Origin of the sequence: Paenibacillus sp. FJAT-26967 (assembly GCF_001541095.1) — a bacterium.
Taxonomy (GTDB): Bacteria; Bacillota; Bacilli; order Paenibacillales; family NBRC-103111; genus Paenibacillus_F.
In genome coordinates this window covers 252970-274491 of record NZ_LMXH01000001.1, presented here as the reverse complement: position 1 = coordinate 274491, position 21522 = coordinate 252970, and the positions used below count along the sequence as shown (strand labels likewise).

Sequence of the window (21522 nt, the reverse complement as noted above, 5' to 3'; positions counted from 1 at the left end):
TGTAAGCTCCCGCCGCGGGCAACAAAAGTAAAGATTATGTAAATGGCAAGAAAACCGGAAGCGAATTGCCTCCGGCTTCCTTATATTCACAACTTTTTAATCATCGTATAAGTCCGTATTCCAATTATATTACAAGTATTAAATGAATACCGGCTCTTTAAATTGCTCCAGCTTCTGAAGGGAATTCTTCTCTACATCCGCATGCAGGCTGTTGCCGTGAGAGTCCATCGTCACAATCGCAGCGAAGCCTTCCGTCTCCAAGTGCCACATGGCTTCCGGAATACCGAATTCCATAAAGTCTACACCCTCAACCTTTTTGAAACACCTCGCATAGTATTGCGCCGCGCCGCCGATCGCATTCAAATACACACCGCCATGCTCGTTAAGAGCGGCGAGCGTTTTGGGCCCCATACCGCCTTTGCCGATGACAGCACGGATGCCGAACTTCTTAATAATATCTCCCTGGTAAGGCTCTTCCCGGATGCTGGTTGTCGGACCTGCTGCCCGGACTTGCCAGTTGCCTGCCTGATCTTTGCTCATTACCGGACCGCAGTGATAAATGGCTGCGCCGTTAAGATCCACAGGAGCATCGTGGTCCATCAAGTATTTGTGCAGCGCGTCACGGCCTGTGTGCATCGTACCGTTAATGATGACCACATCGCCTACTTTCAGCTCACGGATTTGCTCTTCGCTGATCGGAGTCTGAAGAACAATTTCGCGCTGCCGGGCAGGCGCTTCCGCTTGTACCGCAGCTGCGATTGCCGGGGACGGAGCTTCTTCCACAGGTGCCGCTTGATCGAGCGCCGCGTTTTCCATCGGAACATCGGAGCCGCGCTCGTAAGACCATTCGCGGATCTCGCCTGTCGAAGCATCCAGGACGACACCTTGACGGCGGTATGCCCAGCAGTTATACGCTACGGATACGAAGAAACTTGCCGGCAGACGGTTCATGACTCCGACTTTACAGCCGAGTAAAGTCACTTGTCCACCGAAGCCCATCGTTCCGATTCCGAGCTTATTGGCGTTCTCCATCACATAATCTTCCAGCTTACGCAGATCCTCATTCGGATTCACATCATCGAGCCTGCGGAAAAGCTGATGCTTGGCAAGCTCATAGCCCGTGGTCCGGTCGCCGCCGATGCCGACGCCGATAACGCCTGCGCTGCATCCTTGACCTTGAGCCTGATACACGGAATGCATCACGCACTTGCGGATGCCGTCGAGATCCCGGCCGGCTTTGCCGAGGCCCGGAATCTCAGCAGGCAGGCTGTACTGGATGTTCTTGTTCTCGCAGCCGCCGCCTTTTAGAATAAGCTTAACTTCAATATCGCTGCGTTCCCACTGCTCGAAGTGAATCACCGGAGTACCCGGTCCCAGGTTGTCTCCTGTATTCTCTCCAGTAAGCGAATCGACTGAGTTCGTGCGAAGCTTGCTGTCTTTAGTCGCTTGCGCCACCGCTTCACGGATTTGACGCTTCATCGTGATTTGGTCAGCTCCAACCGGACAGTGTATAATAAACGTAGGCATTCCCGTATCTTGACAAATCGGAGATACGTTGGCTTCCGCCATACCAATATTCTGAGCGATCGTACTCAGCGAAAGCGCTGCTCGGGTTCCTTGATCCTCCAGTGTCCGGGCATGGCGAATCGCCCGGCGAACGTCTGCAGGAAGGTTCGTGGATGTTTCCACGATCAGGTCATATACACTTTGTAGAAACTGCTGCATGGTGTTGATCTCCTCTCCTCTGGTCACATCTTACGAGTCTGCATCCTGGAACCTGTCCAGGAAAACTCATTATTCCAATACTTTAATTATACCACACTGTTATCACCGCTTGTCACCAAGGATAATAGAAACAAGGAGCATATCCATCCATGCACAAACGACTTATTAGTGCCCTGCTTTTTTCCGTGATCGGACTGGGCGCACTGCTTGTACCCACCCAGGCGGAGAGGAACCAAGTGCTGTACCGGGACCAGGTGGCTGTCTTGATGTACCACCATATTCACGATGAGGATACAAGTACGAGCACCATTACAAGCCAGCTCTTCCGCGATCAATTGCAGTTCTTACTCAGCAAAGGCTATCATTTTATTTCTCTGCAGGAATTTAAGCAGTACATGGACGGCGCCACGGTACCCGATAATGCCGTACTTGTCACCTTTGACGATGGATACGAGAGTGTCTACAAGAATGCTTATCCGATTCTGCGTGAGCTTCGCGTTCCCGCCGTCAACTTCATGATAACGGATGCGCTTGCCGATCCGAAGTCTACGTATATCCCGTCCATGTCCCCAGAAGAACTCGCCCGCATGTCCAGGGAAACGAATTTCATGGAAGTCCAGTGCCATACGGACGGTTCGCACCGCAAACTTCCTAACGGAGAAGCTGCACTTGTCGGAAGGGACACACGGGACGGCAGAAGCGAGACGGATGCCGAGTACCGGACCAGGATATCGGCGGATGCGGCGGCTTGCGCGAACAAGCTGGAGCCCCTTCAGGACCTTCCGGTCGATACGGTCGCTTATCCTTATGGCATCATCAATGAAGAAGGAGCCGATTTGTTCCGCCAGGCAGGCTTCAATTACGGCTTTACCATCATCCCGCAGATGGCAACCCGGGAAGCGGACCGTATGCGCATTCCGCGAATCAATGCCGGCAGCCCGTGGATTACCCCTGAGAGGCTTCATACCATGCTGAAGCGCAGGACAGTAGCCCGGCCGGACACATTCACCGCAGTCGACCTGGCCGATGCCGTATCCAGACTGGGCGGAACTGTTGTCGATGACGGCAGCTCTATTCTTGTCCGGCTCGGCGACAGGTCCTTGACCGGCAATGTCGGGAGCAAGCTGTTCACATCCGGCGAGGGCAACGTTCAACTGCAAGAACCTATCCGCAGGGAACAATCCGTACTTCGGATTAATCTTCCCGACCTGCAGCAGCTGCTCGGGCGTGAAATCACCTACAACCGCAGAAGCGGCTACATCGATTGGCGGGAGCAGCCCCTAATCAGGCAGGCAGAGTCAAAAACACCCGCAGGTCCATAACGGCCTCGCAGGTCAGGAATCCTGACCCGGACGAACCGGCACACCAGGTTGTACCGGATCGTACCGTGTTGTGCCGGACACTCGTTATTACGGCCGCGGCGATTCCCGCCCGGTCATTTGCTTGTATCCTGGTTTCCGGCAGGTAACTTTTAGCTTTCGCCATCTTTACATATCCACGCTGAACCGCATACCCGCTGCTGCGTGCGGGTACACGGAACCTTTGCACCCATACCGGCATAAGCGGAAAGGAGCCCCTACATGGCTGACATGGAATCAGAGCACCATTTCTTCGCGTATTTGTACCGGCTGCGTTATATACAGCGGTGGAGTCTCATGCGCAGCACGGTATATGAGAATGTCGCCGAGCATTCGTACCATGTTTCACTGCTCACTCATGTGCTGTGCACCATCGGCAACGAAGTATTCGGCAAACAGCTGCCGACCGACAGGGCCGTCTCCTTGGCATTGTTCCATGATGTCACGGAAGTCATTACCGGCGACATTCCGACGCCGGTCAAGCACCACAATCCGCACATTCTGCGGAATTTCCGCGAGATCGAACAGCTTGCAGCGGACAAGCTGGTTACCATGATCCCTGACGAGCTCAGAAGCACCTATGAGCCGCTCATATGCGGACATGCTGATCCAGAGCTCTCCAGGATCGTCAAAGCGGCAGATCTGCTTGACGCCTACTTAAAATGCACGGCCGAACTGTCAGCCGGCAACCGCGAGTTCGGCACCGCCAAGAAACAGATCGAGCGGTCCATCTCAGAACTGGATATGCCCGAAGTGAATTACTTCCTCACCCGTCTTGCCCCCAGCCTTGAGAAAACACTTGATGAGCTGTCCGAATAACGGACAGCTTTTTTATATGTTTTTATAAGCAAAATCCTTAGCACTAAGCACACGCCTACGCTTTCAATTTCACATTCGCTTTCGATTTCGCGCAGTATCATCTGCTCGGTGCCAAGTTCTAGCAACTCCCGCACCGTTTCCCCCAGACAACAGAAAAGAGCCGAATCGGCTCTTCTCTGTGGAGTACTATTTATGACAGCAACCGGACAAATCAATTAAGCGCCCGTTACGACTTTGATTACGCTGCGAACGGAATCAGCGGACTTGTCGAGTGCTGTTTTCTCTTCGCCAGTCAGTTCAAGTTCAAATACTTTTTCGATTCCTTTTGCGCCGAGCAGAGTCGGAACGCCCATGAACAGGTCTTCATAGCCGTATTCGCCTTGCAGCAGAGCGATTGCAGGAATGATACGCTTCTTGTCTTTCAGGATAGCTTCAGCCATTTGAACCAGGGAAGCTGCAGGAGCATAGTATGCACTGCCGTTACCGAGCAGGTTAACGATCTCGCCGCCGCCTGTACGTGTACGTTGTACAATCGCTTCGATACGCTCAGCAGGAATCAGCTTTTCGATCGGAATACCGCCAACGTTGGAATAACGTACGAGCGGCACCATGTCATCCCCATGACCGCCAAGAACGAAACCGCGGACGTCTTCCACCGATACGTTCAGCTCTTGAGCGATGAATGTGCAGTAACGTGCCGTATCCAGCACGCCGGATTGGCCGATTACACGCTCTTTTTCGAATCCTAGCGCCTCGTAAGCCACATAAGTCATCGCATCTACCGGGTTGCTGAGGATAATCACGATGGAATCCGGACAATGCTGCTTAACGTTATCGCAAACGGATCTTACGATGCCTGCATTGGTGTTCACAAGGTCATCACGGCTCATACCAGGCTTACGCGCAATACCTGCAGTAATAATCACGATATCGGAACCAGCTGCATCTTCATAAGAAGACGTACCCACGATGTTGCTGTCGAAGCCTTGAACCGGACTTGCTTCCATCATGTCGAGAGCTTTACCTTTTGTCGGGTTTTCTAGTTGTGGGATATCGACGAGAACGACGTCTCCCAGTTCCTTTTGAGCCAGCATAAGAGCTGTCGTTGCTCCCGTAAAACCTGCACCTACAACCGTAATTTTATTGCGGCGAATAGCCATAATTGTGAAACCTCCTGTTCATTATCTTCCGCTTCATGAAAGGTAAGCGTGTATCTGGTAACAATGGTCTGAAGTCCACAAATACTTAGAAGGACACAGCCGGGCTGACCCGGCCTGTCCCTTGAAGTTGTACAACCGTAAAGCGGTATATCTATTAGCCCATGTGCTTGATGATTGCGTCACCGAACTCGGAGCATTTGATTTTAGTAGCACCGTCCATCAGACGTGCGAAATCGTAAGTAACAGTCTTAGCGTCGATAGCGGACTCGATACCTTTATAGATCAGGTCAGCCGCTTCCTGCCAGCCCAGGTGCTCAAGCATCATAACGCCGGACAGAATCACGGAACCCGGGTTAACTACGTCAAGACCAGCGTATTTCGGAGCTGTACCGTGAGTTGCTTCGAAGATTGCGTGTCCTGTCACGTAGTTGATGTTAGCTCCCGGTGCGATACCGATACCGCCAACTTGTGCTGCCAGTGCATCGGAGAGGTAGTCGCCGTTCAGGTTCAAAGTTGCAATCACTTCGAAATCGGTCGGACGAGTCAGAACTTGCTGCAGAGCGATGTCGGCAATCGCATCTTTCACGATGATTTTGCCTGCGTCTTCAGCTTCTTTCTGAGCCTGGTTAGCAGCGTCTGTACCTTTCTCTTCTTTGATCTTATCGTATTGTGCCCAAGTGAATACTTTATCGCCGAACTCCTGCTCAGCAAGCTCGTATCCCCAGTTCTTGAAAGCACCTTCGGTAAATTTCATGATGTTGCCTTTGTGAACGATGGTTACGCTCTTACGGCCATGCTTGATTGCATATTCAATCGCAGCACGGATCAGACGCTGGGAACCTTCTTTGGAAACCGGCTTAATACCGATACCGGAAGTTTCAGGGAAACGGATTTTGTTAGCGCCCATTTCATTTTGCAGGAACTCGATCACTTTCTTCACTTCAGCGGAACCTTCTTGATACTCGATACCTGCATAGATGTCTTCCGTGTTCTCACGGAAGATAACCATGTCTACGAGCTCAGGATGCTTCACAGGTGAAGGTACGCCGTTGAAATAACGGACAGGACGCAGGCAAGTGTACAGATCCAGCTCTTGACGAAGCGCAACGTTCAGGGAACGGATACCGCCGCCTACTGGCGTAGTCAGAGGACCTTTGATGGCTACGATATACTCGCGGATAGCTTCGAGCGTATCGTTCGGCAGCCAGCTGTTATATTGGTTGAATGCTTTCTCGCCGGCAAAAACTTCATACCAAGCGATTTTCTTCTCGCCATTGTAAGCTTTCTCTACTGCTGCATCCAGAACGCGCTGGGAAGCTGCCCAGATGTCAGGACCAGTTCCGTCGCCTTCGATAAATGGAATGATAGGGTTGTTCGGAACGTTCAGCTTACCGTTCTCAATTGTGATGGACTGACCTTCAGTCGGCAGTGCATAGCTTTCAAATTTCGGCATAATAAAAATCCTCCTAATCGATAATGGGTTATATGGGAGCAAAGGCTCTGTGCAAACGCACATAGAAGCCGGATTACCGGGCAAGGGAAAAAGACGGGTCCCTGTTATGTAAGCCCGTTGCCGGCTAGTAATTAACGCTCGTTGATCGGTACATACTTCTGATTCGTAGGGCCTGTGTATTCGGCACGAGGGCGGATCAGGCGGTTATTATCGTACTGCTCAAGAATGTGCGCTGTCCATCCGGATGCGCGGCTGATCGCGAAGATCGGTGTAAACAGGTCGCGAGGAATACCAAGTGTCGTATACACGGAAGCGGAATAAAAGTCTACGTTAGGCTTCAATCCTTTGAGGCTCGTTACAAGCTCATCGATTTGAATGGACATTTGATACCATTTGCCAAGACCCGTAGATTCTGTCAGCTGTTGGGACATCTTCTGCAGATGCTTCGCGCGCGGATCGCCGTTCTTATAAACGCGGTGTCCGAAGCCCATGATTTTCTCTTTGTTCTCTAGCTTACGGTTGATGTAAGGAACAACGTTCTCCACTTCACCGATATCTTCGAGCATTGCCATAACCGCTTCATTCGCTCCTCCGTGCAGAGGGCCTTTGAGAGCGCCGATAGCCGATGTGATGCCGGAATACATATCTGTCAAGGTTGCAACCGTTACACGAGCCGCAAAAGTGGAAGCGTTGAGTTCATGGTCTGCATGAAGGACAAGCGCCTTATCCAGAGCCGTGATAGCGGTTTCATCGGGTTCCTTGCCCGTAAGCATATAAAGAAAGTTTGCAGCAAGAGAAGGCAATCCCTTGGAGGCAACAGGTTCTTTGCCTTCACGGATGCGCGCAAATGCGGCAATAAGGGTAGGAATTTGCGCCTGCAGCTTAATCGCCTTGCGGACGTTAGCTTCACGGCTCATATCATTCGCTTCGTCATCATATAGGGCTAGGCTGGATACAGCCGTACGAAGTGCTGCCATGGAATTTGTATCTTTGGGATACAATTTAATTTGTTCAAGTACCTGATCCGGAATTGCAGAACTCGCATTTAAATCGCTGCGAAGCTGATCCAATTCGGATTGATTAGGCAATTTACCGAACCAAAGCAGGTAGATGACTTCTTCAAAGGAGGCGTTTTCCGCCAAATCATCGATATCTAATCCGCGATAAGTTAACACACCGTCCACGATGGAGCTTATCGACGATGTTGTCGCAACAATACCTTCCAAGCCTTTGGTAGCTGTCATGGAAACCTCTCCTTATTTCACTGGATTGACAAAAACTGCAGTACTCTTCTTTCCAATAATAAAGTATTTTGACCATTAAGTGAACAAAAGCGCCATAAAACTTCATTATCACTCTCATAAATAAACCTTCTTGAAAATCCGGACGCTTGCTCTCTGTTTGTGGTCATAGCTCTGTATTGATACAATTAGAGCGTGCAAAATTTCGTCATTTTTTATCATACCACATATTCGATAAACTTTCTCAACCTCCGGGGGACTAACTTATGAAAAACATTCGCTACGGCATTATCGATATAGGCTCCAACTCAGTGCGGCTTGTCATTTATGAGCTTACACCTTCGGGCGCCTATCGCATTCTTCACGAGACCAAAGAAACAGCGCGTCTTGCCGAACGCATTGGTGCAGACGGGGCCATGACTGAAGACGGAATCCTCTCTGTCGTTCCCCTGCTCCGCAGATTCCTGCGGATCTGTGATGTCTATGAAACCGATCACGTGAAAGCTGCCGCGACCGCTGCCATCCGCAATGCGGTTAATTCGGCAGACATTGCCCGGGAGCTTACGGAACGATCGGGCATCCTCATCGAGGTGCTTCCCGGACAAGAAGAAGCGCGGCTCGGATTCCTCGGGGTCGTAAACACCCTCGATATTTCCGATGGATTTATCGTAGATATCGGCGGCGGAAGCACAGAGATTACGCTGTTTCTCGGCCGCAAGCGGGTAAACAGCGTATCCTTCCCGTTCGGCGCAGTCACGGCCGCCCGGGAATACACGCCGGGCGGAATCGTCCGGCAGGAGCGTATCCGCGATCTGCGGCTGCTTCTCGGGCAGGCTATAGACCGGCATCCATGGATCGGCAGCGCACGCGCTCTGCCGCTGGTCTGCCTGGGCGGCGCCGGCCGTGCGCTGGCCAAGCTGATACAGAAGCGTACGGATTATCCTCTTCCGGTTATGCACAATTTCGAGCTGCAGGCGGAAGATCTCAGAGAGTACGCAGATCTCCTCCCTGCGCTTCCCATCGAGAAGCGCAAGAAGCTCAACGGCATGTCCAAAGGCCGCGCGGACATTATTGTTACCGGCGTCGTCCTGCTGCAGGCCATATACCAGCGTCTGGACGCATCCAGACTGATAGTCAGCAGTGCAGGCCTCAGGGACGGCCTCTTCTTCGAAGCGGCTATGGGAGACCGCCTGCCGATCGAAGACGTACTCCGCTTCAGCATAGAGAATATGATGAACCTGTACACCCCGCAGCCTCACGATTATGTGCGCAGAGCCGCGGCCCATGCCGCCATCCTGTTCGATGCGGTGGCGCCCGCCTCGCCTCTGCTCCAGCCTCGTCACCGCTCGCTTCTGGAGGCATCCGCCCTTATGCAGCGGATCGGCTTTGCCATCAGCAGCTACCAGCATGCGCGGCATACCTTCCACATGATTACGGAGTCGCGCATTGACGGCTTGAGCCATAGAGAGACGATCCTATGCGCCATGATCGCCACATTCAAGAACTCGAAACGTACCCGCCAGCAGGCTCTGCGGTTCGAGAAACTTCTGCACCAGTCAGATGTAGAATGCGCCGTGAAATTGGGTTCTCTGCTTCGCCTTGCCTCTTCATTTGACTACGGAGAGACAGGCAACATAACCGGACTGAAAGCCTGGATCACAGGGTCCTGTCTTCAGTTAAACCTGAGCCTGAGAGAACAGGATCCTTCCGAGCTCATTCATATAGAGGAAGCGGCGGCCGAGTTCGCCAAATACTGGCCTTATAAGGCTGTCATACAAAGTTCCTACTCCTGATTTGCGGTTCAATTTTGCCGATAAGCCTTAGAGCTGCCCGCTGCCTCTACTTCGCCGACACAAAAACCGTCAGCCGACGAGATTCACAAGAGCCGCTTTGAGGGTATGTTTAGTAAGCGGCCCTATCTACATATAATGAAAGAATGCAGATTCTTTCCTTCCTGCAGATTCCTGCTTGCATACAGGAGCATGCTCTCCTGAACGTCGATACAAATTCAATGAGTCATCTGACTATCGCTGCGATTGTACAGAATCTCATCCGCATAAGAAAGAGGAAGCCAAATGAGAGTATTCAATCCCTATCTGCTGCATCAAATTTTCCGCGGAGCACTGGTGGCAGCGCTGCTCTACTTCGGCTGGTGGGCAGCACGTTACGTAACACCGCTCGTATATCCGTTTATACTCGGATGGCTGCTTGCTTATCTGCTTAACCCTGTCATCAATCTGCTGCAGCGACGAGCCAAATTCCCGCGCTGGTTATCCGTCACCACGGTCATTTTGATTCTCATTGCACTGACCGTCACTGCAGTGACTCTGCTGGTTACTAAAGTCATCGTAGAACTCGGTGCTCTTGCCGTTAATTTGCAGAACAACATCAATACATGGGGAGATAAAGCGGCGAGCTTCTGGAACTCCTCCTGGTTTCAGGGGGTTATAGGCCAACTGAATAGTTTTATGAAAAGCAACAATCTTGACCTGAGCACCAATTTGAGTTCAGTGACCGGGACTGTTGCAGACTTCAGCTCCAATGCTGTGAAGGCCATCGTCAACGCCCTGATCAGCATCGTTCAATCCCTGCCTAACATTGCAACCGTGGCCATTATCGTCCTGCTTGCGACCTTTTTTATCAGCAAAGACTGGTACTTGATTGTAATGCGTTATACCGCAATTATCCCTGAAACGGCTCGCAAAGCCGTGCGCTTAATCAGCGGCGACCTGCACAAAGCTCTATTCGGCTTTCTCAAAGCTCAGCTCATCCTTGTTTCTTTGACCGCCTTAGCGGTTATTATTGGACTGCTGATTCTGCGGGTTGACTACGCCATTACGATCGGCCTGCTGATCGGGCTGTGTGATCTGATGCCTTACCTCGGTACGGGAGCGGTCATGGTCCCCTGGATCATTTACGCCTTCTTCTCTGGCAATGTCTACCTGGGGATAGGCTTATCCGTCCTGTACGGCTTGATCGTCATCGTAAGGCAGATTATGGAGCCCAAAGTACTGGCTTCCAGTGTCGGTCTGGATCCGCTGGCCGCCCTGATCGCCCTGTTCGTGGGACTAAAGCTCTTCGGCTTTATCGGCCTTATTCTCGGCCCCGTACTTATGGTCGTTCTCACTGCCATCTACCGTGCCCATGTTTTTCATGACATTGTCACTTACATCAAAAAAGGCTCCGAAGCGAACGCAGAAGTTCGCTGACGGGCCTTTTCTTTTGGCATATAACGATAAGTTCTTGCGTCTGTTAAGTCATTAGCGCCGGTTGATAAACATAAAATTACCGCCGCGCATCAGTTTCTGCAGCAGATATACCATCCCCACTTTAAAGAGAGGGCGGGTAAACGGAAGAATGAGCAGAATTCCGATCAGATCCGTGATAAATCCGGGAATAATCAGCAGCAGACCCCCAATGAAAAAGCTTAAGCTGTCGATGATCGAATCCGCCGGATTCTGAATCACCGTCACTTGGCTTTTTCTATAAGAGCTTATTCTGCGGGCTTCTCTTTTGACCAATAAAGCTCCGATTAGAGCGGTCACAAGAATCCATGTGAATGTAAACCAGCCCCCGGCGAGACTCACCATACCAATAAGCAGTGCAATCTCAAGAACAGGAACCAGAAGTATTACAGCGAGTACCTTACGCAACAACGGTCATCAACCTCCTTGCAGCCATCGATATAAATCCGGTGCTTCTCTATTTATACGTACAGGCTTCCAAGAAAGATTCACCCAAACGTGACGGGTTGTCCCGGTAACAAGCAGCTGCTCCTGCCGGCGGACCTCATAGCCGAATTCAAGTTTTACCGGACTTTGCTCCACAATACGCGCAGCAAGGGTAATTTCATCGTCATACCGGGCCGGACTGATGTACTTGAGCTCTGCCCCGACAACAGGAAGCATCAGACCCAGATCCTCAATTGTTTTGTATGTAAAACCTTTACTCCGGATGTACTCCGTCCTTGCAATTTCAAGCCAGGTCAAATAGTTCGCATGGTAAACCACGCCCATTTGATCGGTTTCCTGGTACCGGACCCTGAGTGTTTGCGTAAACCAATCCTGCCCGGTAGCCGCTTCGTTCTCCTTCATACAAACAACCTCCATGTGCTGTATTCACCTTATGTTGTGCCACTGCTGCCAGAGCGATCCTTCTCTGCAAAAAAGAGTGAATTCGCACCTGCGAATCCACTCCTCTCTTTAGAATAAGCTGGCAGAGCCAGCTCTGCTTTCCAAACCCAAAACTTAAAGTACGCGTGCACGCCCGGAGTAAACAATGCCAACTTCCGGATAAATCGTAACTTCGATATCATCTTTGATCAGCTCGACAGCACGATCCACACCTACGATAACCGGGATTCCAAGGCTCAGAGCCACTACCGCAGCGTGCGATGTAATTCCGCCGACTTCCGTAATAAGTCCGGCGGCACGTTCGATTGCCGGCATGTATTCCTTGTCCGTGGTACGGGTGACGAGAATGGCGCCGTCTTTCATCTTGCTCACCGCTTCTTCCGCCGTTTCAGCTGTAACAACGATGCCTTGGGCATGCTGAGTACCGATCCCTGTACCTTTGGCAATCATCTCGCCAACCTGATGAACTTTCATCAGGTTCGTTGCGCCTGCGTTGCCGATCGGCACGCCAGCAGTGATGATGACGATGTCTCCCAGATCAACATGGCCTTCACGGATGCTTGCATCTACTGCCTGCTCGAAGAGCTCGTCCGTAGTCTGGGCATTCTCATGAAGAAGCACAGGCTGAACGCCCCATACCAGGTTCAAACGGCGCATGATATGGCGGTTGCGGGTTACGGCTACGATTGGAGCTTTAGGGCGATACTTGGAAACCATTCTCGCCGTATAACCGCTCTCTGTAGCTGTAATGATGGCTTTGGAATCCAGCTCAAGCGCAGCATTCGTAACGGATTGCGAAATCGATTCCGTTACGGAAGTCTGGAGCGCCTGTGCCTGACGCACGAACAGTTCACGGTAGTCCAAGGCCTGCTCTGCGCGCTCTGCAATGCGTGCCATCGTCAGAACGGCTTCAACCGGGTATTTACCGGCCGCTGTTTCACCTGACAGCATAACCGCATCGGAGCCGTCAAATACGGCATTGGCTACGTCACTTGACTCAGCGCGGGTAGGACGCGGGTTGCGCTGCATGGAGTCAAGCATCATCGTCGCGGTAATGACCGGTTTGCCGACAAGATTACATTTCTTAATCATATGCTTCTGAACGATCGGCACATCTTCCGGCGGGATCTCGACGCCAAGGTCTCCACGAGCTACCATCAGACCATCCGATACTTCCAGAATTTCGTCCAGGTTGTCTACGCCTTCCTGGTTCTCGATCTTCGAGATAATCTGAATGTGAGAAGCGTTATGACGCTCCAGCAGTTCACGAATTTCCAGAACATCGCTGGCTTTACGAACAAAAGAAGCCGCAATAAAGTCGATACCTTGCTCGATTCCGAAAATAATATCGTTAGCGTCTTTTTCCGTGATGCCCGGCAAGGAAATGCTTACACCCGGAACGTTTACGCCTTTTTTGCTTTTGATAGGGCCGCTGTTCACGATCCGGCACTTAATGTCCGGTCCGTTTACTTCTTCTACAGTAAGGCCGATCAGACCGTCATCAATGAGAATAATGCAGCCTGGAGTTACGTCACTGGCAAGACCGTCATAAGTTACGGACACGCGTTCACGGTCACCGAGAATTTCTTCGGTTGTAAGAGTAATCGTATCGCCCGCGACCAGCTCGATAGGCTCTTCCTTCAGCTTGCCCAGTCGAATTTCCGGTCCTTTGGTGTCCAGAAGAATAGAAACATTACGGTCGCCTAGCTCTTCACACGCTGCACGGATATTCTTGATCCGGTTGCCGTGTTCTTCAAAATCACCATGAGAAAAGTTCAGTCTCATGACGTTCATTCCCGCTTCGATCAGCTTCTTGAGGTTTTCCTTCGATTCGCTTGCCGGTCCTATGGTACATACAATTTTTGTCTTACGCATGATTACCCTCCTGAGTGAATGTATATCTGCCGATTTGTCTGAATTTCTCGTATCTTTCGTCTTTTAATTCTTCTGCGGACATGGCTAACAGCTGCTGCAGGTGCTCCAGAATCGCCGCCTTTATATGTGTGGACTGGAGCTCCAAATCACGATGGGCGCCTCCCTGAGGTTCAGGAACAATTCCATCGATAACACCCAGCTCCGCAATTTGTTTGGCTGTAATCTTCATAGCTTCTGCCGCTTGCAGTGATTTGGATGCATCATTGTACAGGATCGCTGCAGCCCCTTCAGGACTGATGACCGAATAAATCGCATTCTCAAGCATCAGAACCCGGTTGCCCAGCCCCAGTGCCAATGCTCCGCCGCTTCCGCCTTCACCGATCACGATGCAGACGATAGGCACGCGAAAGCCGGCCATAGCGAGCAGATTCCGGGCTATAGCTTCACCCTGGCCGCGCTCTTCCGCAGCATTACCCGGATAAGCCCCCTTGGTATCGATAAACGTAATGATAGGCCGGCGAAACTTGTCCGCCTGACGCATAAGACGAAGTGCTTTACGAAAACCTTCGGGGTGAGGACATCCGAAATTACGGGCAATATTGTCCTTCGTATCCTTACCCTTCTGATGCCCGACTACTGTAACAGCCAGCCCGTCCAGCTTGGCAACACCGCCAACAATAGCCAGATCATCCCCGTACAAACGGTCTCCGTGAAGCTCGACAAAATCAGTAAAAATCGTTTGTATGTAATCGATTGTAGTCGGACGCTGAGTATGTCTGGCCAGCTGCATCTTCTCCGAGGCGGATATCGTCGTATACAGCTCTTCTTCGAGCTGCTTGTAACGTTCCTCCAGCCGCTTGATTTCTTCTGTGAAATCGATGTTCTTATCTTCTCCGAATTTCTTAAGCTCATCAATTTTGCTGCGCAGTTCTACTAACGGCTGCTCAAATGACATTTCACTCGCCATAATTCGCATCCCCCTTTCCTGCATGCAGATCAAGCAGCTTGGTCAGTGTAGCACGAAGGTCCTTACGGGCTACGACCTTATCGAGCTGCCCATGCTGGAGATTGAATTCCGCAGTCTGGAAATTATCAGGCAGTTTCTGCTTAATTGTCTGTTCAATAACACGGCGTCCTGTAAAACCGAAAGAGGTCGCAGGCTCCGCTATAATAATATCTCCAAGCATGGCAAAACTGGCCGATACACCACCGAATGTCGGGTCCGTAATGACCGAGATAAACAGACCGCCCGCTTCATCCAGACGGGAGATAGCTGCACTCGTTTTGGCCATTTGCATGAGGCTCAGAATACTTTCCTGCATACGGGCCCCGCCCGAAGTCGAGAACAACACTAACGGGTAGTTTTTCTGTATAGCGTTTTCAATAGCGCGCGTTAATTTCTCCCCGACGACAGAACCCAAAGAACCGCCCATAAAATCAAAGCTCATCGCTCCGAATACGACCGGATAGCCTCCAATGGTTCCTTCCCCGGTCACAATCGCATCTTTCAGACCGGATTTATCCTTTGCCTTGCTCAGTTTGGCTTCATAATCCGGAAATTGAAGGGGGTCCTCCGAAACCATGTTGTCGTCGTACTCGAACAGACGGCCCTCGTCGAGAGTCATCGCAACGCGTTCAAGCGCATTTAGTTTGTAATGATAATTGCATGATGTACATACTTTTAAATTCTTCTCAAGCTCTTTGCTGTACTGAATCGTTCCGCAGCGCGGACATTTATTCATCAGCCCTTCGGGTATTTCCCGTTTCGTTTTTTCAGAAGGGATGGTTGCATATTTGCGTTTTTGAAAAAGATCCTTTAACACATTCGCACCTCTTTGGCTTACAATATCCGCTCCAGCTATTCATCATGCAGGCGTCTGTTCAATAACGCCCCTGCAGCCGCTGCGGTCAGCGATGTAAAATGGTGTTGAGCACTTCCTGTACCTCTTCCACTTCACCCTCAGGAACCACGATTTCAAACTGGTTTTTGGTCATGTTGATCGCCCGGATTTGGACCAGAAAACCCTCCTCCGACAAGCTTTGTTGAATACGCTCCGCGATTTTGGGAGTGGGGGCGATATAAATCACGGTCCACACGAAATATATACCTCCTCAAGATTGCCCGGGTTATAAATGAATGCCCACCAATCGATGGCGCTGCAGCGCGCTTAAAACGACTTTCCGTTCTCACAAGTCTATACAATGGAATAATGATAACACAACCTTTCTTTTTACCGCAAGGAAGGGTTGTTTACTTCATCGGGCTTGAGAACGGGTTCAGCGCAGCCAACTGCCATGCAGGGACGACATAACCCACAATCTTATCCGGCAAAAAGAGACTCCTCACACCCGAAGGCTGTGCCGAAGTCTCCGGATTTCTTGAGCACCTCAAGAATGCAGAAGGATTCTACTCTGCTATATACTCTCGTATAGCCCGGTTGGTTTCAAACCTTTATATAACCTCTCTCCTGCACTAAAAGAAAAACTATACGTACCGGGGTATAATCAACTTGCTTGGGCACCGCTTCTTAATAGCAGCGCAGCGACAAAATACGCTATAATCCGAGGACGGCTCCACCGGGTCCATCTTCCACCCCTTCTCCGGGATAGCAGGATGCCGGCTGGTTCTGATGGGCGATTCTCGCGGAAGCCGCCGCCGCCAGAGCCGCAATCAGATCGTCGAGGAAAACATGGATTTGCTGCGGATGATCATTCAATGTACGGATAATGCCGGACTTCTGCTTATCCAGATAACCGAAGCTGGTAAGACCGATCATTCCGTACACATGAACAATTCCAAGCGCCATCGTTTCATCCACTCCGTACAGCGGCTCGTCAGCGTCCAGAATGCTCTGAAGCGGCTCAGGGAGCAGTCTGCGCTCTGCCAGCTCATCCAGTGCGATGCCGGTAAGCAGGGTGTACTGCACTTCACGCTTAGTCAGCACCGTCATGACGCTCTCCAGACATGTCTCCAGGGTTAAGGCATCGTTATAAGGCTTTTGCAGCTGGTATACGATTCCGGCAATATCATCAGCCTTAACGCCGCGTTTCTCCAGCATATGCAGCACCAGTGTCGCATTCACGCCTGCATCCCTCCCTCATCCCCCGCCCTCGGCTCCATCTCGGGACAAGCGGCAGCCTTCAGCGGGTTCTACCATTTTATTCGGGGAGGGAAATGTTTATTTCACTTTGACACAATCTTTACCCATGATTTGTTCAACAGCTGCGAACAAATCCGGCGACGGCTTCACGCGGTATTGCGCGCTCAGTGCAAGCAGCCGCTGGGTCCGCTCGTAGAACAGCACGACTTCGAGCGGGCCGCTGTGAAGCTGCAGCAGCTCCTGCAGTTTCACAAGCTTCTGCGGCTCTTCGAGATGAGCCGCAATCTTCACGTACACCCGCTGCCTGGCCGCGGGTGTGCTCGCCCGCTCCCGGTGAGCGGGAGCGGCAGACGTGTGGTCCGCCTTCCCTGAGGCGGACGTACGCTCCGCACCGGTTCGAGGTGCGGCAGCGCGGTCAGGGCCGCTGGCGGCATAGCGGCTGCGCTGCGGTGCACCGGCCTCGTGCACGCTGCCTGCGCCGCCTTGAGCGGTGCCTCGCGCCTCCGTGCGCGGTGCTTCGCTGCGACCGGCGGATCCTCGCATATCACTGCGCGGCGCCTCGCTGCGGTTCACTCCGCCTCTCGCATCACTTCGAGGTCCTTCCACACTGTTCACTCCGCCCCGGGCATCCGTCCGCGGAGTCTCGCTGCGGTTCACTCTCCCTCTCGCATCACTTCGAGGCCCTTCCGCGCTGTTCACTCCGCCCCGGGCATCCGTCCGCGGAGTCTCGCTGCGGTTCACTCCGCCTCTCGCATCACTTCGAGGCCCTTCCGCGCTGTTCACTCCGCCCCGGGCATCCGTCCGCGGAGTCTCGCTGCGGTTCACTCCGCCTCTCGCATCACTTCGAGGCCCTTCCGCGCTGTTCACTCCGCCCCGGGCATCCGTCCGCGGAGTCTCGCTGCGGTTCGCTCCGCTGCGTACGCTGCCGTCATAGGCTGCCTGGGCCCTGCCGGCTCCGCTGCCCGCAACCTGCTGCTCCGCCGGGCCCTGCCGCGTCTGGCCTGCACCCTTACGGCCGGGTCCTTGCGGGCCTCCGGACTGCTGCCCGCCCGGGCGCATCTGACGACGCTGCCAGCGGCGCGCAGCCGGATCATCGGGCGCGCAGAGCGCTTCGGCCAGAAGCTTCGGCGGATCCTCGTCCTGCAGCTGAAGTTTGCCTTTGACAAGCACTACGCTGCCCTTCTGCACAAGGGGAGCATGCTTTTTCCATACTTCCGGGAAAAGCACGACTTCCACCTTCGCAATGCGGTCCTCAAGATCCATAAAAGCCATCGGCTGGCCTTTCTTGGTCACAATGGTCTTACTGGTTACGACCATCCCTGCGACAATCACCTCACTGTGATCGGCGTAGTCCTGCAAATAGTGAAGCGGGTCCGCTTCAAGCTCTTTGAGCAAATCTTCATGATCATCCAGCGGGTGTCCCGAAATATACAGCCCTAACAGCTCCCGTTCGTATTCCAGCTGCTGGGTGCGGGTCAGAGGAGGAACGTCGGGTATCTCCACTTCCCAGTTCGGCTCCTCCACGAATCCGAACAGGTGAAGCTGGAGATCGTCCCGCTCTTTGCGCCACTTCAAAGCTGCCTCTACCGTATCGTCCAGCATCGCTATGAACTGCGAACGGTGCCCGGGGAGTTCATCCAGTGCTCCCCCCTGAATAAGGCACTCAATTACGCGCTTGTTGCACACACGCAAATCTACACGCCTGCAGAAATCAAGCAGGCTTTCATAAGGCTTCTGACGCCTTTCCTTCAGAATAGCTTCTATTGCATTCGTTCCTACGTTCTTGATAGCTGCGAGACCGAAACGGATTGCCCCTTTAGGAGCGGAGGCAGCTCCACCGCCTCCCTCCCGCTGAATAGTGCTGCGCGCCTGAAGTCCTTCACGCTCTGCTTCACGGCCATTGTGATCGTCCGGTCCAGCACTACTGGCTCCCCCGGATTGCCCAGCCTCACTGGCAGACGATACCGGGATCTTGTTCCCCTCTTCTGCCGAAGGCTCTGCTGCTGTATGTTCATCCGATTCATTGAGCCTGCGCGGATTAAGGGCAACGGGAGTAAAATTCACTCCGCTTTCATTGACATCGGGAGGCAGTACGTCAAGCTTCATCCGGCGACATTCATCGACATATTCCGCTGTCTTGCGGTGATTTCCCACTACCGCTGTCAGCATTGAAGCCATAAAATGACGCGGATAGTGAGTCTTTAAATAAGCCGTCTGAAAGGCTAACACACCGTAAGCGGTAGCATGGGCGCGCGGAAATCCATAATCGGCGAAACGGACAATCATATCGTAGACCCGGTTCGCTTCGTCACCGGTAAACCCTTGCCCCAGACTGCCTTCCACAAAATGCGCACGCTGCTCATCCAGAACTTCGCGCTTCTTCTTGGAAACCGCCCGGCGCAGCAGATCCGCTTCTCCAAGTGAAAACCCGGCCATTGCCGAGGCAATCTGCATGATCTGCTCCTGGTATACAATGATACCGTACGTATCCTGGAGAATAGGCACCAGTGCCTCGTGCGGTATTTGGGGCTCCGCCAAACCGTGCTTGCATTCAATATAGCGCGGTATAAATTCCATCGGGCCCGGCCTGTAGAGTGCAACCACAGATACAATATCTTCGAAGCCGGAAGGCTTCAAATCCCTGAGTACCCGCCGTACACCTGGAGACTCAAGCTGGAATATTCCAGTGGTCTCCCCTCGGCTAAGCAGTTCATAAGTCAGGGGATCATTATCCATATCCAGCTGGGCGAGATCCAGCCGCAATCCCTCCTGCTCCTCAATAGAACGGAGCGTGCGTTCAATAATGGACAGCGTACGCAGTCCCAGGAAGTCCATCTTCAGCAGTCCGATCGCTTCGAGATGCTCCATGGAATATTGGGTCAGCGGAGTCTGTCCGGTCCCTTCCTGCAGAGGGACATAATGCGTAAGCGGTTCGCGCGAAATGACAACTCCCGCGGCGTGTGTCGAAGCGTGACGAGGCATCCCTTCGACACGTTTCGCCATATCCAGCAGTTCGCCCGTCTTAGGCTGCTTGACAGCCAGCTCCTTCAAATCGGGGTTAACCTTCAGCGCAGATTCCAGTGTCATTCCCAACTGTCCCGGAATCATCTTGGCTGCCCGGTCCACTTCATTGTAAGGAACGTTCAGCACACGTCCGACATCGCGGACGGCTGCCTTGGCCGCCATAGTTCCGAACGTAATAATCTGGGCTACATGCTGCTGGCCGTATTTGGCCACTACATAATCGATAACCTCATCCCGGCGCTCATCATTAAAGTCGATATCGATATCCGGCATCGTAATCCGCTCCGGGTTCAGGAACCGCTCGAAGAGAAGTTTGTAGCGGATCGGATCTACATCCGTAATTCTGAGCACATAGGCAACCAGACTTCCTGCGGAAGAACCGCGTCCGGGACCGGTAAGAATACCGTTCTCATGCGAGAAGCGGATAAAATCCCATACAATCAGGAAATAATCGGAGAATCCCATGCTCTCGATGACCCGCAGCTCGTAAGCAAGGCGGTCTTCAAGAGTCCTGCGGTATTCCCCTTCTTCGTCCTGCCAGCCATCACGGCTTCCATACCTCTGGGCAAGCCCTGCTCTGCACAGCTCTTTCAAATACTCACCCGCGGTCAGCTCTTCGGGTATCGGCTGAAAACGCGGCAGGACCGATTTGCCGAACTCCAGCTCCAGCCGGCACTTATCCGCAACAAGGACGGTGTTGTCCAGCGCCTCCGGTACGTGGGCGAACAGACTGCGCATCTCTTCTTCGCTTTTGAGATACAACTGGCTGGTCTCAAATTTAAGCCTCTGCGGATCATCCACCGTCTTGCCCGTTCCAATACACAGCAGGACATCCTGTACGACATGATCCGGCTGCCTGACATAGTGGACATCATTGGTAGCGACGAGGGGAATGCCGGTATCCCTGCTGAGCTCGATCATGCCCTGCATCACTTTTTTCTGCTCGATGGAGCCGTGGTCTTGAATTTCCAGGTAGAAGTCTTCGCCGAAAATAGACCGGTAACGCTCAGCGGCCGCCTTCGCTTGTTCCTTACGGTCGTGCAGCAGATGCTGGGACACTTCTCCGCCCAAACACGAACTGAGACAGAGTAATCCTTCCGAATACTTCGCCAGATTCTCATGATCAATCCGCGGCTTATAATGAAAGCCCTGCAAATGACCGATCGAACAAAGCTTCATCAGATTCTGATAGCCCTGCATATTGCGAGCCAGAAGAATCAGATGGTAGATAGGCTGTTCCTGCCTAGTCCCTTTCGTACGGATCGATCCCTCGGTAAAATAAGCCTCGCAGCCGATGATCGGCTTGATGCCTTTGGCTATACAGGCTTTATAAAAAGCAATGGCCCCATACATGACACCATGATCCGTCAGGGCGAGCGATTTCATGCCAAATTGAGACGCCGTCTCCACCAGGTCGTGGATGCGTGCGGCGCCGTCAAGCAGGCTGTATTCACTATGTACATGCAGATGGACGAATGAATTCATGATGGCGGCTCCTCCGAAACTTTCCTTTCTTCTATTCTATCACATTTTTCAAAAAGGCGAAAATGCGTTCGGGTTACTCCCCGTAATAAAAACCGCCCGCCGAGATCATCCCGGCAGGCGGCGCAATTATACTCTGATAACCATTTTA

The 21522-nt window shown here is 52.4% G+C and carries 17 protein-coding genes; 4 read left to right on the top strand and 13 right to left on the bottom strand.

Annotated elements, in window-relative coordinates; genetic code table 11:
- Positions 1–138: 138 nt before the first annotated feature.
- Complete coding sequence (locus AR333_RS01255; RefSeq protein WP_068773543.1) at positions 139–1725, bottom strand: fumarate hydratase; 1587 nt, start codon at positions 1723–1725, stop codon at positions 139–141.
- Between the two features lie 149 nt (positions 1726–1874).
- Between AR333_RS01255 and AR333_RS01250 the strand changes: the two genes are divergently transcribed.
- Complete coding sequence (locus AR333_RS01250) at positions 1875–3047, top strand: polysaccharide deacetylase family protein (protein ID WP_068773542.1); 1173 nt, start codon at positions 1875–1877, stop codon at positions 3045–3047.
- On the opposite strand, the gene AR333_RS01245 is transcribed toward AR333_RS01250, so the two are convergent.
- A complete protein-coding gene (locus tag AR333_RS01245) occupies positions 3010–3285 on the bottom strand; it encodes a hypothetical protein (protein ID WP_068773541.1) in 276 nt (91 codons plus the stop codon). The two genes, AR333_RS01250 and AR333_RS01245, sit on opposite strands and share 38 nt — an antisense overlap.
- Positions 3286–3305: 20 nt before the next feature.
- On the opposite strand from AR333_RS01245, the gene yfbR reads away from it, so the two are divergent.
- Positions 3306–3902: a 5'-deoxynucleotidase gene (gene yfbR / locus AR333_RS01240; protein WP_172798783.1), complete on the top strand. Its 597-nt coding sequence runs from the start codon at positions 3306–3308 to the stop codon at positions 3900–3902.
- Between the two features lie 215 nt (positions 3903–4117).
- Here the strand turns inward: yfbR and mdh are convergent, their stop codons facing one another.
- The 3 genes from mdh to citZ all read right to left on the bottom strand — a co-directional run bounded on the left by mdh (position 4118) and on the right by citZ (position 7759).
- Positions 4118–5062 carry a malate dehydrogenase gene (mdh, locus tag AR333_RS01235; RefSeq protein WP_068773540.1) on the bottom strand — a complete coding sequence of 315 codons (945 nt, stop codon included), beginning with the start codon at positions 5060–5062 and terminating at the stop codon, positions 4118–4120.
- Between the two features lie 154 nt (positions 5063–5216).
- Positions 5217–6515, bottom strand: a complete 1299-nt coding sequence (gene icd, locus AR333_RS01230; protein ID WP_068773539.1) for an NADP-dependent isocitrate dehydrogenase — start codon at positions 6513–6515, stop codon at positions 5217–5219.
- 131 nt (positions 6516–6646) lie between these two features.
- Positions 6647–7759 (bottom strand): citrate synthase, encoded by a 1113-nt coding sequence (gene citZ / locus AR333_RS01225; RefSeq protein ID WP_068773538.1) that lies wholly within the window; start codon positions 7757–7759, stop codon positions 6647–6649.
- Between the two features lie 263 nt (positions 7760–8022).
- Between citZ and AR333_RS01220 the strand changes: the two genes are divergently transcribed.
- Both AR333_RS01220 and ytvI read left to right on the top strand, forming a co-directional pair.
- Positions 8023–9549, top strand: coding sequence for a Ppx/GppA family phosphatase (locus AR333_RS01220; RefSeq protein ID WP_068773537.1), 1527 nt, complete (start codon positions 8023–8025; stop codon positions 9547–9549).
- Between the two features lie 282 nt (positions 9550–9831).
- A complete protein-coding gene (gene ytvI, locus AR333_RS01215) occupies positions 9832–10965 on the top strand; it encodes a sporulation integral membrane protein YtvI (protein ID WP_068773536.1) in 1134 nt (377 codons plus the stop codon).
- Between the two features lie 51 nt (positions 10966–11016).
- Here the strand turns inward: ytvI and AR333_RS01210 are convergent, their stop codons facing one another.
- From AR333_RS01210 to dnaE, 8 genes are all read right to left on the bottom strand, one after another.
- Positions 11017–11412 carry an FxsA family protein gene (locus AR333_RS01210; protein ID WP_068773535.1) on the bottom strand — a complete coding sequence of 132 codons (396 nt, stop codon included), beginning with the start codon at positions 11410–11412 and terminating at the stop codon, positions 11017–11019.
- Positions 11413–11418: 6 nt separating this feature from the next.
- Positions 11419–11850 carry a thioesterase family protein gene (locus tag AR333_RS01205; RefSeq protein ID WP_068773534.1) on the bottom strand — a complete coding sequence of 144 codons (432 nt, stop codon included), beginning with the start codon at positions 11848–11850 and terminating at the stop codon, positions 11419–11421.
- A 153-nt stretch (positions 11851–12003) separates the two neighbouring features.
- Positions 12004–13764, bottom strand: coding sequence for a pyruvate kinase (pyk, locus tag AR333_RS01200; RefSeq protein WP_068773533.1), 1761 nt, complete (start codon positions 13762–13764; stop codon positions 12004–12006).
- Complete coding sequence (gene accA / locus AR333_RS01195; RefSeq protein ID WP_068773532.1) at positions 13757–14731, bottom strand: acetyl-CoA carboxylase carboxyl transferase subunit alpha; 975 nt, start codon at positions 14729–14731, stop codon at positions 13757–13759. Before accA ends, pyk begins: the two co-directional genes overlap by 8 nt.
- Positions 14721–15587: an acetyl-CoA carboxylase, carboxyltransferase subunit beta gene (accD, locus tag AR333_RS01190; RefSeq protein WP_068773531.1), complete on the bottom strand. Its 867-nt coding sequence runs from the start codon at positions 15585–15587 to the stop codon at positions 14721–14723. The genes accA and accD overlap by 11 nt, the downstream gene beginning before the upstream one ends.
- Before the next feature lie 85 nt (positions 15588–15672).
- Positions 15673–15861, bottom strand: coding sequence for a glutamate decarboxylase (locus AR333_RS01185; protein ID WP_068773530.1), 189 nt, complete (start codon positions 15859–15861; stop codon positions 15673–15675).
- A 458-nt stretch (positions 15862–16319) separates the two neighbouring features.
- Positions 16320–16823, bottom strand: coding sequence for a phosphatidylglycerophosphatase A (locus AR333_RS01180; RefSeq protein WP_068775079.1), 504 nt, complete (start codon positions 16821–16823; stop codon positions 16320–16322).
- 120 nt (positions 16824–16943) lie between these two features.
- Positions 16944–21374, bottom strand: a complete 4431-nt coding sequence (gene dnaE, locus AR333_RS01175) for a DNA polymerase III subunit alpha (RefSeq protein ID WP_068773529.1) — start codon at positions 21372–21374, stop codon at positions 16944–16946.
- Positions 21375–21522 lie beyond the last annotated feature (148 nt).